The 13,981-nt window shown below is 61.1% G+C and carries 14 protein-coding genes, 1 tRNA gene and 2 pseudogenes; 4 read left to right on the plus strand and 13 right to left on the minus strand.

The features are described from left to right. Positions 1–1,162: 1,162 nt before the first annotated feature. The 5 genes and pseudogenes from AWB70_RS39780 to AWB70_RS39810 form a co-directional block, all read right to left on the minus strand. Positions 1,163–2,188 (minus strand): annotated as a pseudogene (locus tag AWB70_RS39780) (two-partner secretion domain-containing protein); the annotation flags it as partial. Positions 2,189–2,362: 174 nt separating this feature from the next. Then, positions 2,363–2,554 carry a hypothetical protein gene (locus AWB70_RS23400; RefSeq protein ID WP_053569363.1) on the minus strand — a complete coding sequence of 64 codons (192 nt, stop codon included), beginning with the start codon at positions 2,552–2,554 and terminating at the stop codon, positions 2,363–2,365. Further along, positions 2,551–3,087 carry a DUF4054 domain-containing protein gene (locus AWB70_RS23405; protein WP_053569364.1) on the minus strand — a complete coding sequence of 179 codons (537 nt, stop codon included), beginning with the start codon at positions 3,085–3,087 and terminating at the stop codon, positions 2,551–2,553. The genes AWB70_RS23400 and AWB70_RS23405 overlap by 4 nt, the downstream gene beginning before the upstream one ends. 7 nt (positions 3,088–3,094) lie before the next feature. Then, positions 3,095–3,535 (minus strand): hypothetical protein, encoded by a 441-nt coding sequence (locus AWB70_RS23410; protein WP_060854202.1) that lies wholly within the window; start codon positions 3,533–3,535, stop codon positions 3,095–3,097. Between the two features lie 12 nt (positions 3,536–3,547). Further along, a pseudogene (locus AWB70_RS39810) lies at positions 3,548–4,429 on the minus strand (major capsid family protein). A 333-nt stretch (positions 4,430–4,762) separates the two neighbouring features. Between AWB70_RS39810 and AWB70_RS38845 the strand changes: the two are divergent. Next, a complete protein-coding gene (locus AWB70_RS38845) occupies positions 4,763–4,927 on the plus strand; it encodes a hypothetical protein (RefSeq protein ID WP_159680302.1) in 165 nt (54 codons plus the stop codon). A 175-nt stretch (positions 4,928–5,102) separates the two neighbouring features. Next, positions 5,103–6,440 carry a DUF1996 domain-containing protein gene (locus tag AWB70_RS23420; protein ID WP_235024335.1) on the plus strand — a complete coding sequence of 446 codons (1,338 nt, stop codon included), beginning with the start codon at positions 5,103–5,105 and terminating at the stop codon, positions 6,438–6,440. 6 nt (positions 6,441–6,446) lie between these two features. Here the strand turns inward: AWB70_RS23420 and AWB70_RS39555 are convergent, their stop codons facing one another. From AWB70_RS39555 to AWB70_RS23430, 3 genes are all read right to left on the minus strand, one after another. Beyond that, positions 6,447–6,581, minus strand: a complete 135-nt coding sequence (locus AWB70_RS39555; protein WP_268760573.1) for a hypothetical protein — start codon at positions 6,579–6,581, stop codon at positions 6,447–6,449. Between the two features lie 95 nt (positions 6,582–6,676). Beyond that, on the minus strand, positions 6,677–6,874 hold the full coding sequence (locus AWB70_RS23425) for a hypothetical protein (RefSeq protein ID WP_053569366.1): 198 nt from the start codon (positions 6,872–6,874) through the stop codon (positions 6,677–6,679). Further along, complete coding sequence (locus AWB70_RS23430) at positions 6,838–7,248, minus strand: hypothetical protein (RefSeq protein WP_053569367.1); 411 nt, start codon at positions 7,246–7,248, stop codon at positions 6,838–6,840. The genes AWB70_RS23425 and AWB70_RS23430 overlap by 37 nt, the downstream gene beginning before the upstream one ends. Positions 7,249–7,349: 101 nt before the next feature. Between AWB70_RS23430 and AWB70_RS38425 the strand changes: the two genes are divergently transcribed. After that, complete coding sequence (locus tag AWB70_RS38425) at positions 7,350–7,589, plus strand: hypothetical protein (RefSeq protein WP_143281694.1); 240 nt, start codon at positions 7,350–7,352, stop codon at positions 7,587–7,589. Between the two features lie 220 nt (positions 7,590–7,809). On the opposite strand, the gene AWB70_RS23440 is transcribed toward AWB70_RS38425, so the two are convergent. After that, positions 7,810–8,232, minus strand: coding sequence for a hypothetical protein (locus tag AWB70_RS23440; RefSeq protein WP_053569369.1), 423 nt, complete (start codon positions 8,230–8,232; stop codon positions 7,810–7,812). 151 nt (positions 8,233–8,383) lie between these two features. Between AWB70_RS23440 and AWB70_RS38850 the strand changes: the two genes are divergently transcribed. After that, the gene (locus tag AWB70_RS38850; RefSeq protein WP_053569370.1) at positions 8,384–8,569 is read left to right on the plus strand and encodes a hypothetical protein; all 186 of its coding nucleotides are present in this window, start codon (positions 8,384–8,386) and stop codon (positions 8,567–8,569) included. Positions 8,570–8,796: 227 nt separating this feature from the next. Here the strand turns inward: AWB70_RS38850 and AWB70_RS23450 are convergent. The 4 genes from AWB70_RS23450 to AWB70_RS23465 all read right to left on the minus strand — a co-directional run bounded on the left by AWB70_RS23450 (position 8,797) and on the right by AWB70_RS23465 (position 13,866). Continuing rightward, a tRNA-Ile gene (locus AWB70_RS23450) sits at positions 8,797–8,873 on the minus strand. A 144-nt stretch (positions 8,874–9,017) separates the two neighbouring features. After that, positions 9,018–11,075 (minus strand): RNA polymerase sigma factor RpoD, encoded by a 2,058-nt coding sequence (gene rpoD / locus AWB70_RS23455; protein ID WP_075644265.1) that lies wholly within the window; start codon positions 11,073–11,075, stop codon positions 9,018–9,020. A 440-nt stretch (positions 11,076–11,515) separates the two neighbouring features. Beyond that, positions 11,516–13,399 (minus strand): DNA primase, encoded by a 1,884-nt coding sequence (dnaG, locus tag AWB70_RS23460; RefSeq protein ID WP_053569371.1) that lies wholly within the window; start codon positions 13,397–13,399, stop codon positions 11,516–11,518. 20 nt (positions 13,400–13,419) lie between these two features. Further along, positions 13,420–13,866, minus strand: a complete 447-nt coding sequence (locus tag AWB70_RS23465; protein WP_014251351.1) for a GatB/YqeY domain-containing protein — start codon at positions 13,864–13,866, stop codon at positions 13,420–13,422. Positions 13,867–13,981: the final 115 nt, after the last annotated feature.

Genomic DNA, 13,981 nt, shown 5'->3' on the forward strand with positions numbered 1-13,981 from the left:
CTCAATGCCATGATTTCTTTTACTAGCTGATACGTGATGCCCACAAAGAGAATTACGTATAGCGGCATCCCGGCCAATGCAGGCCTCCAGCCAGCACCTTGCGCCATCGACACACCCGCAAAAGCGGCAAATATTCCTATCAGAGACAGATATGCCTTAAGGTAACGACGAACGATTAATGACTCTTTTGCGTTCATTTTCCAGAGAACCTATTCTGAACAGCGTTTTGGACAGGTCCGGCAGCACCCTGAATCATCTGATTGAGGATATTTCCCAATGCTCCGGGAAAGATAATCTGTGCACCAGAACCCGCCGCGGCCGCAACCGTGGCGGCTGCAGCTGCCCCGTTTGGATTACTGCCCGTCATTCCAGCCGCACCAAACGCGCCCACACCCGCCACCGCCGCGTTATATCCATTGGCCGCGATTCTTCCAGCGGTTCCCATTCCCGAAATCGCCGAACCGCTGATCGCGAGCGGATAACTCAGGCCGCCGACCACCCCAGCAATATATGAGTTCGTGACACTCGGTTGATCCTTCGACAAACCCGTGTAGTAACTGTACGCGTTACCCGCGTAGTCAAGCCCGCCAGCCAACACCGCAGCAGTAACCGCTTCCGGCCCCATCAGCGCCAACGCCGCCGTTGGCGCTCCATAGGCTCCCATTGTCTGTAAATTCGCTGCTGCTGCGTTCGAGTTTGCGCTTTGTGCCTGAATCGCGGCGTTCAATGTCGCTTCATTGCATGGTCCGGTTCCAGAGCACACCCGCGCCACCAGATCCTTCGACTTCTTATCGCGCTCGGCCGGGTGCGCCTGCTGGTTGTACATATCAGCCCCCAGCGCCCCATTCGCACCACTCATCGCGCCACCGGCCCCACCAATCGCGCCACCCGCTGCCGCACCCGCCGCGCCCGCCGCAATATTCCCCACCAGCGTCGCACCCGCTTTGCCATCCATCGCGCCATTGACCGCGCTCGATGCCAGATCGCCCGCAACCGTGCCCGCAAGCGCACCCGCCACATTACCGCCGCCCATCGCCGCGCCCGCTGCCGCCACCGCACCGTGCAGCGCCGTGCGACCCGCTCCATCCGGACCCCACAGCGACGGATTGCCCTTCTCCAATTTGTCCGCCACGTCCCCTGCCGCCTGCATGCCGATGCCTTGGGCCGCGCTGGCGTTGATGGAACCACTCGCGTTCGTCTGACCGGCCAGAATCAATTGTCCATTCGACGTGAGCGTCAGATCCCCGGCTTGCGAGGCAAGTATCCCGCGCGTACTGACTCCAACACCGTATTCGCTCGAAGCAAGCCAGATTCGATTCGCGTACATTCCGCCCAATTGACTCACGTCAATGGCGAGCGCTGGCGCTGCGCCATTGCCCGCAATCGGTGTCACACTCAACGAATCGTGGTCCACATTATTTGCGCCGGCGACCACGTTCAGGTTTTTAGCATAAGTTGCCGCGTTGACCTGAATCGCTCTCGACAGCAAATCAACCTGGTCCACTTGGCTCGCGTCCAGCCCCGCACCTTGAACCGCGATGGCGCCGCCATTCACCGTGAACCCTGCGAGACTGCCGTTCGGTCCATAGTTCGGCGTGCCGGTGGTCAAAATCGCACGCGACGTATTGATGAAGCCGCCACCGTTCACGCTCAGCCCGTTGACGTTCGCAATGACGACCTCAGTACGAGGCCCGGCGACCTCAAGAAATCCGTTGAGCTGCGAGGGCGCATTGCTCATCACCTGATTGACGATGATGCGCGCCGAACCATTGGGCTGAAGGTTCGGATTGCCGTTTATGTACCCCGCTTGCTGCGTTTGAACAATGGTTGGCGAATTGTTCAAAATCGCGCCCTGTCGCTGGACGTCAAACTGTGAAAATGTGTTGACTGAAACGCCCGCACTCGACGGCCTTGCCACATTCACCTGATTCAGACCATTCTGAGTCTGAATAACCTGAGCACCCGATCCCGGCGCGGCGACGATCTGTGCATAGCCCACCATCGAAGCCGAACCCAGCAGCAACATCGCCGCCAAGGCGATCAGCCGAAGCTGCGGCACGCGCGCTTCATAGGCCGGTGCGCCAGACGTGGCACGTTCGCCGCCACTGTGCGAGGACGCGAACTCGGCCACTGCACACAGCATTCCCCGAAGCTTGCTCATCACAAGCCGATGACAGTTTTTATTCATTGTTTTGGGTGAAAAATTTGAGATCGGCTAGTGATTAGCAGTGCCGAAACTTCGCGGGATTATCAAACAACAGAAGATTGCGTAATAGTGAGAAATTTCTGAAATCTAATCACTTTGCGTCGATCGCCCTTGGGCGCGAGACGCTGTATCTGTCGTCACCGCCGATGCGCCCGACTATGGTTGCTCGCGCTCTTCTGCGTCACCGCCATCGTCGGTATCACCAAGCTCGCGCAACTCGATGACGCCTTCGCGCGCGCTGTCGAACGCGACGGTCGCGCCCGCTTCGAGCACTGTATCGCTCACCGCGTTGCGATCGACGATGACACGGATCGGCGCGTCGCCGAGAATGTCGATCTTCGCTTTCATGGGACACCTTGGGGTCGTGATGAGTGCTGCGGGGAAAAGAGGTGCGGATGCGGGGTCGCCCAGCTCGCGCGCTCGGGTAGCTGGATGTCGCCGCCATGCCCGCCGATATCGCAGAGGGTATTGCGGCCACCCTCGATATAGACGAAGGTGCAGGCACCCAACGCAAGTAGGGCGAGCAACACGCAGAACAATCGCTTGCGCATAATCAGATTCGCCAGCGCGTGAGTTACGCAACTCTCGTGAGCGCCAGACGCCCGCGCAGCATAAGCGGCGTTTGCGTGGTCGCGCCGAGCAGAAGTCGTTCCAGTTGGCGTGTTCAGCATCGCAAGGTGGGCGACTAGCAGATTGAGCAGGACCGCGCGGATTGCGAGAATGCGCACCGGGCTGCAGCGCGTGTTGTCGCAGAACAGCTGCGCCTCGTCGAAATACGCCTGCACGAGCGGCTCGGACACGTTGGCCGCGAGCGATGGATAGCGTGCGGCCCACCGCGCATAGTCGAAGCTGATGACGCCTTCGTTCGCGGAATCGTTCACGCCTGCCTCATTCTTTTGACAGCGGCAAAAGATCCTTGCCCGGCTTCTTCGGATTCATCGGATCCAGTCCGCTCTTGAGATCGGTGTTGTCTTCGGCCTGCGCCTCGACCGAGGCCTTCCGCTTATGCGCGAAAATCAGGCCGTTCTTCACTGCGGGCGATTCCTGATGATCGGCTAGCCACTGCTCGAAGAACGCCTTCGGCACGTGTTCCGTGATGCCGAAGCCTGCGACCGCATCACGCGAATTTGCGCCGTTCAGCGTCACGCGCTTGCGCAACTCCCCGTGCTTCACGATGTCCAGATGAACGCCCTGCGGAAGGCGGCACGCCACCGTCACGGTCTCGCTGGACTCAAGCGGCGCGATCGGCGGTACCGCCGCCGTGGGTGACACTGACACGCCAGGCGGCGTTTCGGGCGACGCGCCCATGCGTGATGTGCGCGTGGTCATGTCAGTTCCCCCTCAAACGCCCATCATCGAAGCAATCGCGAACGGCTGGAAGATCACCGTCCCCCACGTGCCCTGCGACTTTTTCTGCTTGTAGCTGCTCGTCTCGCGCACGATGCCGTGCGCGCGCATCTTCTCGGTGAACGCGCAATACCCCGTCTTCTGTCCTTCGATGCTCTCGGCGATTAGTTGCAGCAGATTGCCGCCGGTCGCGTTCTGATACTGCACCGCCGTCTCGATCTTCAGGTTCGGGAAGTTCTTCTTCAGCATGTCCGTCACGTTCACGTTGTAGATATTGGTGGTCGTGAGCGCCACGCTCAACGAGGGCGCCATCGCCAGCGTCATGCGCGCATCCATCTCGATCAGGCCGCCGGACTGCAAGACGAGCTCGTTGAAGAGCGTCTGGATGTCCGTGTAGATCTCGTTGGCGGTGGCGGTCACCGCGCCGTTGGTGATCCACGGTCCTGAGGCGTTGGCGTTGAACACCTTCGCGCCCGGCGTGAGCGACGGCGACAGGCGTGGTTCGTTCAACAATCAGTAGTTCTGTAGGCCGGCCACGCCGTAGAGATAGCTGTTGTTCTGGAACTTGTCGAGCACGATCGCCGACGCGATATTCACCCGCGCCACGTAATCGATCTCGGCAAGCGCACTCATTTCGAGTTGCCGCTCGCCCCACTGCGTCACGGTCTGGTAGTGATACGACTGCCGTTGTGCAAAGTCGGCGTTGGCCGAGACAGACCCGTTCTCGTTGTAGTCGCCGTAGCTCGACACCTCGCCCGTGCTTTCGATCACCGGAAAGGTCGCCGTGATAATGGTCCAGTCGCCCTTCTTCGCTTCGCCGAGGATCACCGCCGCCTTGTTGGGCGTGGTCGGGATCTGAACGAATGCCGGGTCGATCTAGTTGGCCAGCCACGCGGGAATGCCCGCGTTGGGCGTGGTCACGAGCGGCGGCTGGGCGTCCATCGCGGCATCAACCGATCAGCGCGGTGGTTTAGTAGCACCTCGGGCATCACGATGCCGAAGGTCCGCTCAAGCTGGTCGAAATCGCTGTGCCGCATGATGGGGCGGCAGCAAGAGAACCGCCGCCTACGACCGAGCTGCGACAGCACTTCGTCCGTTCATCCCGGCGCGAGATACTAGTCGGTCAAACAACGTTCGCCGCGCTGGAAACGCCACAACAACCTCGGCACACAATGAAAGTCAAATCAGAACAGCAAGGCGACCGCGACGGTGGTGCGCGTGCGTCAGGAAGGGCTCGGCATCACCGAAGCGATCTGGCTGCACAGCCACGGCGGGAAGCGATGGCTCGGCACATCTCCGTTCATCACAGCCGTTCACTACGCGTGCAGGAAATTCAACTCGGCGCTGCCCGCCGTGCGCGCGGCAGCACTGTAATTAACACGATATGTCCCGCATGCCGCCTCCCCGTGCCGCGGAATTCAGTCATGCTTGATAGCGATTTCGCTCGATCGGGATAACACAATAGCGCCTGCCTTTGTATGCTACTTGCTCGATCGCTGATGTGATGACCACATTGGCTTAATAGACGCTCACCGTTCAAGGAACGCCAGTGAAGAATAAGATTGTTTCGACTCTGCTCCTGTTCGCGGCGTACCTGATAACAGCATACTCACCAGCAGCGTTCGCCGGCGGCCAGTTCAACGCAAAATGTATCTACTCGCATTCGCTTCCCGACGACTCAATCGTGCATTACGGCCAGCCCGGCCAGGCGATGATGCATGACTTTTTCGGCAACACGAAAACCGATGCATATAGCGATTACAGCACACTGCTCACCAATAAGGTAACAACCTGCGACAGTACGTCGGACATCTCCGCGTACTGGGTGCCGCAACTGAAACGCGCGTCGGGTATTGTGCAGCCCGACTTCGCGAAGACCTACTACAAGAACGATCAACCCGTCGTTTTGCTCTCGCCCATTCCCGCGGGGCTGCAAATGCTGGCGGGAGATCACATGTCGAACAGCCCGAAGCCCCAGATTAACTATCTGTGCCGAGGCGGCGGCTACACGACGATTGCGCCGACAAACTGCCCCGTGGTAACGGACGCAAGCGGCACCTATTCACAACTCGACATCTCCGTGCACTTCCCCGACTGCTGGGACGGCGTGCATCTGAAGCCTGATTTTGCCAATCAGATTATCAACATGGCGTATCGGCAGTCGGATGGTACGTGTCCCGCAAGTTACCCGATCAAAATTCCCGAGTTGCAGGTGAACGTTCAGTATTCGCTTGGACAAAACCCGGATCTTTCGACGGCTCAGCTTTCCATGGACCCGATGCTGACGAATGGTGCATGGACCCCGATGTGGGGTTCGCTGTACACGGCGCACGCCGACTTCATCAATGGATGGAAGATCGATAGCATGCAGTACGCGATCGATAAGTGCTCGAATGCAAACGTCGCCTGCGACAATCAAATTCCGACCTTCTATGCGCCAGCCATTGCAGATGCGTGGATGAACTCCACGGGTGTGACCACTATCACCGGTCCGACGCTTCAGGTGGGCCCTGGTGACATCATCTTCCTGAAGTTTTCGACGCCGTCCAACACGAGCGACTATCTCTGGAGCAAGGCGTTCCTGCAAACGCAGGGGCAAAACGTCACGGACACAAGTGCGATCATGCTCAATCTTTATGCTGCGGCGTCGGGCTGGAACGAAAGCTCGCCGTTGCCACAAGCGGTCGACTGTTCGACGCAGTCGGTTGGCGGTATCTACCTCGACAACGCCAACATTCGCCGACTCAACGACGTGACGAACTATGTCAAGAGCGCCATCGCGTCGGGCGCTCAGACGATCGGCATCTGCGCGCGGAACGCAACAGGGCGTACCGTTGTGTTCTCCTCAAAGGACGGCGTGTTCGCTCCCGCGCTGTTCATGAAGTAATTATTCTCACCCTGCGGGCACCGATGTCTGCGGACTGGCGTCCTGCGTTTTCTCCTGCACCAATCCGGGTTTCTTCGCGCGATCGCACAACCAGTAGATCAGGCTCGCGTGCATCAGGTTGCCCGGCGCGTGAGCCGCCACCGGTACGCCGCCTCAATGCCCTCGTTAGTGCGCACCAGCGCGAGCGTCATCGCTTTCGCGGTCAGGGCGACGATAGTTCAGCGCATCGACTTTTGCTACGCGCGCTGGAACTTCGGCTCCGCCCCGCCCGCCGTGCTCAGTTGTTCCAGCGGCGGCTCGGGCGCGGCTTCGTTCAGATCCAGCGACGCATACGGACCGTCTTCCTGCGCGGCCAGTCGCACACGCGCCTCGTCCGGGCTGATCACGCCCGCGTTGATCAACTCGATGTCGGTGTCCGCCTCGACCTTGCGCATGTTATTTCCTTCGCCAGAACCTCGGCGGGCCGCGGGTATTCGGGGCGCTGGCTGAGTTCGGCGAGGTAAGGATAACCAAGAAAACCGAGCCCTTCGGCAAAAAGCCCGCCAAGCGCCCAGCGAAAATTCGCATCGCACGCCAAATCGCAAGCGAGCTTCGCGTCCTGCGCGATGACGCCGGGCGCGGCCTGAGGCAGCGTGAACGCCTGCACGCACGGCGCCGGCGCACCGAGCACGCCGAGCGCCCCATCGTGAATCTGGCGGATATCAAGGTGTCTTGCTGCTTCCGGCTTGCTCTGGCCACCCGGTGCAGCCGTTTGCGCAGGCATGCGGGTCGAGGTGCGACCGAGCCAGTGCGCGACGAGTTTCAGCACAATCTGATGGGCGGTGATGTAGGCGAGTCGCTACCTTCAAATGACGCCATCGCGGTCAAACGCCGTCAGCAGGCATCCAACAAGATTTGCAGGAGATCTTTGTGTATCTGACCCACGAGCAGCGTCACTCGCTCACGATTGCCGCGTCTACTGCGCGCGCCAACGACAGAATTCAGGCCATCGATGCTGCGGCCGAACAACTGCGCCGAGAAAACCCCGGTGCATTTCATACGGACGATTCGCTGCACGAGCGCGTGTTCGTACATCAGCCAAGCCCCGCGTTACCGTGCAAGGCGTTTCATCACCCCTTTCCTCGAGAGCGCGCAACGAGCGGCGTGTGATCTCGGCGACGCGAAGGCTCGCGCGCGATTCCTGCGGTCGGGCCGCGCCACCTCCCCGCTCTATACCGCCGCGAGCGCCGCATCCGAGATCCGCATCGGCGCCGGGCGAACAGCAACGCGAAGGCGCGCGACAGCGCATCGACCTGATCGTCGTGCGTGCCGAACGGAAAACCGCGTAGCTCGGCCACCAGCGCCGCATTCCAGTCGCCTCGCACCAGTATCACGTTGCCGACGTTGACCTGCACGGCGAAAGGCTCGGCGCGCGTGCCCCCTTGTCGCCCGTTTCCGGGCTGCTCACCACCCGGTATCCGGCCAGTTCGCGCGTCAGATACAGCACCTGCGTCTGACCCGCCCGGCCCGGATCTTGAGGCAATCCCACGCGTGTGCTCACGCCATCCAGCTGGGCCGTGGCAGCGATCACGGCATCGCGCCGATCCAGTCCCCAGCGCCCGCGCGACATGTTGCCGATCACGTAGCGCCCGTCCGCGAGGCGCCCCAGCTTCGCCTCTGCGGTCCAGTCGTTCTCGCCTTCGACGCTGGCCAGATCCCAGCCGCGCACCCAATCGATGTAGGTGCTCGGCACAATATCGACCGTCACCAGCTTCTCGGGCTTGAACGGGTCGCCCTCGGACGGCACCGGCATCTGCTGGTAGCCGACTGAGCCGCCTCGCGTTACGCCCATGATCGAGGGCGAGCCGTGTTGCCCACGCCCGCGAACGATCCGCGACTACATCGAACTCTGGTTCTGGTCGTGACTGCGCCCCTCCGAGATCAACGGACTGAAATGGCGCTGCGTGGATTTCAAGGAAGGCACGATCGCGATCGGGCGTGTGCTGGTGGCGGGGGAAGAAAGGAACCGCACCAAAACGGCCGAAGCCCGCCTAGTGCGCCTGAATAGCCGCTCGCTGGCGGCTCTGCAACGCCAACGCGCCTTCACGCAGGCGGACGGTGTTCAGGACCCCCGATATGAACTGCCGTGACGCAGCGAAGAAGCGTTTCAGCGGGTGTTCTGGCCCAGTCTGCTCAAGCGGCTCAGCATGCGCTACCGTCTCCCTATCAAATTCGACACACGTACGCAACAGCGATGCTGATGGCGGGCATGACAACGATATCGAGATGGCGCGACTTGAGGATGCGTTATTGACCCCGGAAAGGCCCCAGCGGGGATCGGCGGACACACAACCAGTTGATCTAATTAGGAAAACTATGGTGGGCCGGGTGGGACTCGAACCCACTATCGGTCGATTATGAGTCGACAGCTTATACCAATTAAGCTTCCGGCCCTGCGAGGAACAAAAAGAAGAAAAAAAACAAAACGCACAAAAAGAAAGCGCCCCTATCGGCGCTTTCTGTCACATCCGAACATCGCGCGGGCGTCTATCGAAGGGTAGCGAGTTTGCCTCACAACGCCTCTCAAAACAAGTCCCGTCAGTTGCCCTCGAGGAACGACTTCAGCTTGTCCGACCGGCTCGGATGCCGCAGCTTGCGCAACGCCTTCGCCTCGATCTGCCGGATACGCTCGCGCGTCACGTCGAACTGCTTGCCGACCTCTTCCAGCGTGTGATCGGTGCTCATCTCGATGCCGAACCGCATACGCAGCACCTTCGCCTCGCGCGGCGTCAGCGAATCGAGCACGTCCTTCACCACATCGCGCATCGATGCATGCAGCGCGGCATCGGAAGGCGCAACCGTGTTCGTATCCTCGATGAAATCGCCGAGATGCGAATCGTCGTCGTCGCCGATCGGCGTTTCCATGGAGATCGGCTCCTTCGCGATCTTCATGATCTTGCGGATCTTGTCCTCGGGCATCTCCATCTTTTCGGCGAGCGTCGCCGGATCCGGCTCGAGACCGGTTTCCTGCAGAATCTGCCGCGAGATGCGGTTCATCTTGTTGATCGTCTCAATCATGTGAACCGGAATGCGAATGGTGCGTGCCTGGTCCGCGATCGAGCGCGTGATGGCCTGGCGAATCCACCACGTGGCGTAAGTCGAAAACTTGTAGCCGCGACGATATTCGAACTTGTCCACCGCCTTCATCAGGCCGATGTTGCCTTCCTGAATGAGATCGAGGAACTGCAATCCGCGGTTCGTATACTTCTTCGCGATGGAAATCACGAGACGCAGATTCGCCTCGGTCATTTCGCGCTTCGCCTGACGCGCCTTCAGCTCGCCCGCCGCCATCTGACGGTTGGTTTCCTTCAGATCCTTCAGCGGCAACACCACGCGCGCCTGCAAGTCCAGGAGCCGCTGCTGCTGCTCGCGGATCGCCGGAATGTTGCGCTCCAGCACCGCGCTGTACTCATGGCCTTCGGCGACGACCTTGTCGGCCCATTCGAGATCCGTCTCGCTGCCCGGGAAACGCGTGATGAACTCCGCGCGCGGCATGCCACACTTGTCGACGACCGTATGCAGAATCTGACGCTCGACCTGGCGCACTTCGTCCACCTGAGCGCGCAACGTATCGCACAGACGCTCGACGGTGCGCGCCGTGAAGCGGATGTTCATCAGCTCGGTCTGAATGGCTTCCTGCGCCTTCAGATACGCCTTCGACTTGTAGCCTTCCTTCTCGTAGGCACGGCGCATCTTTTCGAACCATTCGCTGATAAGGGCGAATTTCTCGAGCGACTGGAGTTTCAGTGCTTCGAGCTGAGCGGCGTTGGCGCTGGCCTGCGCGCTCCCGTCGTCCTCTTCTTCCTCTTCCTCGTCGCCCTCTTCCTCGGTTTCCTCTTCTTCCGATTCGATAGCCTCGGCTTCCTGCTCGGAGAAACCGTCGGTGTCCTGGGCGTTCGGATCGATCAGGCCGTCGACGAGCTCGTCGACGCGCACTTCCTCGTTCTGCACGCGCTCGGCCATCGCCAGAATGTCGGCGATGGTCGTCGGGCACGCGGAGATCGCCATGACCATGTGCTTCAGGCCATCTTCAATGCGCTTTGCGATCTCGATCTCGCCCTCGCGCGTCAGCAGTTCGACCGTGCCCATCTCGCGCATGTACATGCGCACGGGGTCGGTCGTGCGGCCGAACTCGGAATCGACGGTGGAGAGCGCAACTTCGGCCTCTTCTTCGACTTCGTCGTCGGAAGAAGCGTTGGGCGCGTTGTCGTTCAGAAGGAGCGTTTCGGCATCGGGCGCCTGTTCGTACACCGCCACGCCCATGTCATTGAACGTGCTGATGATGCCTTCGATCGCCTCGGTTTCCGTGAAGTTGTCCGGCAGGTGATCGTTGATCTCGCCATAAGTGAGGAAGCCGCGCTCCTTGCCGAGCTTGATGAGCGCGCGCAACTTGCCGCGCCGCTCCTCGAGTTCCTCGACGGTGCCGGGCGCGCTCGACGAGAACGCGTCCTTCAGCAGCGCTTTTTCTTTCGCGCGGCGATCGCGGGCCCTGGCCTTTTCGACTTTTGCCGCGGGAGCGGCGCCAGACTCTGCGTTTTGCATTGCGTCGTCTTCGACGGATACATCGTTCAGCTTTTTCGTCATGGAGTTCGCCATACCGGCTCTAGTCTCGACTCGCGGCTGCTGGACAACAGCCGATGGAACCGTGAATACCCAATACGCGCACGCTGCATCGTCCTGCGTGCCCTGCCCGGGGCGCCATCGCGGATCGAACGAGTGTGAATCGTCTCTTCGCCCTACCCTCAATAGCAGCCGCTTCCCTTACGCCCGTCTGTTCGTCGGCGTGCCTAGCTGGCCCTTTCGTGTGAGTTATGCGGCGCGCACCACGTAACCGCTCGCACACACCGCGATCTCACCCAGCCGGCAAAGCCACCGCCCTTATCGTTCCGCCTCTCGTTACGCCTACCGCGACACACCCTCGAATGTTCTTTGCGAGCAGCTAGACGCCTGCTCAACATCCACAGCCAAAAGCTAGCAAAAAACACCGAAATAGTTGACAAAAAGCAACTCGTCTTGAACTGCCGATTATAGCATTCTCACCCGGCGGCATCCGCGCTTGCGCCCCGTCCCGCCTTGATCTGCGCGACTTTCGCCGAGAGCTCCGAGAACTCCGCAACCTCTTCCGCGGACAGGCTCGACTGCCGCGCCAGCTGATCGAGCCGCGCCCGGTAACTGTCATGACGCAATTTGACGACCGTCGCCTGCAATTCCTCGGCGAGCAGGCGCTTCTGTTCCTCGACCCGCTGCGCCGCGCCCTCGTCCGACGGGTCGCGCATCAGCAAATCGCGAACGTTTTCATCATAGGCGAGAATTTCCTGGAAGATATCTTCGTACGTGGGCGCATTTGCTGCATTTCTCAAGACGTCCGAGAGCATCTGGAATTCAGCCTCGCCGCCAAGCTCGCGCGCGTGGCCGATCACTTCGCTGAAAAGCTCGCCATGCTCGGTCATCGTCACGAGGGTGCGCTCGCTGTCCTGATCGAGCGAACCCGCGATGCCGGGGTACATCACCAGATTGCGCAGCGCGCGCTGCTCCTGGCCCGTCACGCGGCGGCGCTCGCTCTTCGGCACGTTCGCGCGCGCGACAGCCGCCGCACGGGAATCGATGTCGCACAGCGCGGCGATCTCGGTGAACGGCGTGTCGAGCCGGTCCGCGAGCATATGCAGGATCTGCACCCGCAGCGCGTTCGCGGGCAGCGCCTGAAGCAGCGGTTTCGCGTCGAAAAGCGCCTTCGCGCGCCCTTCGGGCTGATCCAGCTCCTTGTCGTTCAGCACCTCGTTCAACAGGAATTGCGACAGCGGCATGGCGCGATCGACCTGCTCGCCGAATCCGTCGGTGCCGAATTCGCGCACGTAGCTGTCCGGATCGTGCTCCTTCGGCAGGAACAGGAACTTGACCGTGCGATTGTCCGCCGCGTGCGGCAGCGCGGCTTCTAGCGCACGGCGCGCGGCGCGTCGGCCGGCCGAATCGCCGTCGAAGCTGAAAACCACGGTATCCGTCTGACGAAAGAGTTTTTGCACGTGAACCGGCGTGCACGCCGTGCCGAGCGTCGCCACGGCGTTGGCAAAGCCCAGTTGCGCGAGCGCGACGACATCCATATAGCCTTCGACGACGAGCACGTAGCCCAGTTCGCGAATCGCGAGCCGCGCCTCGAACAGCCCGTACAGTTCGCTGCCCTTGCTGAAGAGCGGCGTTTCCGGCGAGTTCAGATATTTGGGCTCGCCGCCGTCGAGCACCCGCCCGCCGAAGCCGATCACGTTGCCCTTCACGTTGCGGATCGGGAACATCACGCGTTCGCGGAAGCGGTCGTAGCGCCGCGCCTGACCTTGCGAATCGGTTTTCTCGCTGACGATCACGAGCCCGGATTCCACGAGATTCTCATCGCGATAATCGGGAAACGCGGCTTCGAGATTCTGCCAGCCGTCCGGTGCGTAACCGAGCCCGAAGCGCGCGGCGACCTCGCCGGTCAGTCCACGCTTTTTCAGGTAAGCGATGGCGTTCGGCGCGCCGCGCAGTTGCTTGCGGTAGAAATCACACGCGGTCTGCATCACGTCCGTGAGCGCGACGCTGACCGCCTTGCTCGGGGCGTAATCGCCGCCGTTGCCGCCGCCGCGATTGAACGATGACGGTTCCTGTGGCACCGTCAGGCCCGCGCCCTGCGCGAGATCCTTCACGGCCTCCGGAAACGTGAGGCCGGTGTGCTCCATCAGGAAGCCGATCGCGGTGCCGTGCGCGCCGCAACCGAAGCAGTGATAGAACTGCTTGGTCGGGCTGACCGTAAACGACGGACTCTTCTCGTTGTGGAACGGGCAAAGCCCCATGAAATTCGCGCCGCCCTTTTTCAACTGGACGTAGCGGCCCACCACGTCGACGATATCGACGCGGTTGAGCAGGTCCTGCAGGAATGCGTGCGGGATCACCGGTCAGTCGGCTGCGGAGGTTACTTGGCGAGCGCGGCCTTCACCTGCGCGGAGACGGCGGTCATGTCGGCCTTGCCGGCGAGCTTCGGCTTGAGCACGCCCATCACCTTGCCCATGTCCTGCGGGCCGGCGGCGCCCGTCGCGGCGACGGCCGCCTGAACCTCGGCGGCGATCGCATCGGCGGAAAGCTGTTCGGGCATGTACGCCGCCAACACCGCCAGTTCCGCTTTTTCCTTGTCGGCGAGATCGGTGCGGCCCGCCGCTTCGAACTGGCTGATCGAATCCTTGCGCTGCTTGATCATCTTGTCGATGACGCCGGTGATGGCCGCGTCGTCGAGCGTGACGCGATCGTCGACTTCACGCTGCTTGATGGCCGCGAGCAGCAGGCGAATCGTGCCGAGGCGCTCGGTTTCCTTCGCGCGCATGGCCGTTTTCATGTCGTCGTTGATCTGGTCTTTGAGGCTCATCGTTCACCCGGTGCAATTGCGAAAGTTTGGATTCCGGCGAGGCGCGCGACCCACCCGCGAAAGCAAAAACCCGCTTGGGAACGCCTCCTCAAGCGGGATTTAGCAGGCCGTTTTC

The sequence above is a fragment of the Caballeronia cordobensis genome (assembly GCF_001544575.2).
Classification (GTDB): Bacteria; Pseudomonadota; Gammaproteobacteria; order Burkholderiales; family Burkholderiaceae; genus Caballeronia; species Caballeronia cordobensis.

Coding starts and splice junctions, on each gene's coding strand:
- AWB70_RS23410 (WP_060854202.1), bottom strand. CDS start 3,535: ATGACCACGCGCACATCACGCATGGGCGCGTCGCCCGAAACGCCGCCT.
- AWB70_RS23465 (WP_014251351.1), bottom strand. CDS start 13,866: ATGAGCCTCAAAGACCAGATCAACGACGACATGAAAACGGCCATGCGC.
- AWB70_RS23425 (WP_053569366.1), bottom strand. CDS start 6,874: ATGCGCAAGGTCGAGGCGGACACCGACATCGAGTTGATCAACGCGGGC.
- AWB70_RS23400 (WP_053569363.1), bottom strand. CDS start 2,554: ATGAAAGCGAAGATCGACATTCTCGGCGACGCGCCGATCCGTGTCATC.
- AWB70_RS23440 (WP_053569369.1), bottom strand. CDS start 8,232: ATGCCGGTGCCGTCCGAGGGCGACCCGTTCAAGCCCGAGAAGCTGGTG.
- rpoD (WP_075644265.1), bottom strand. CDS start 11,075: ATGGCGAACTCCATGACGAAAAAGCTGAACGATGTATCCGTCGAAGAC.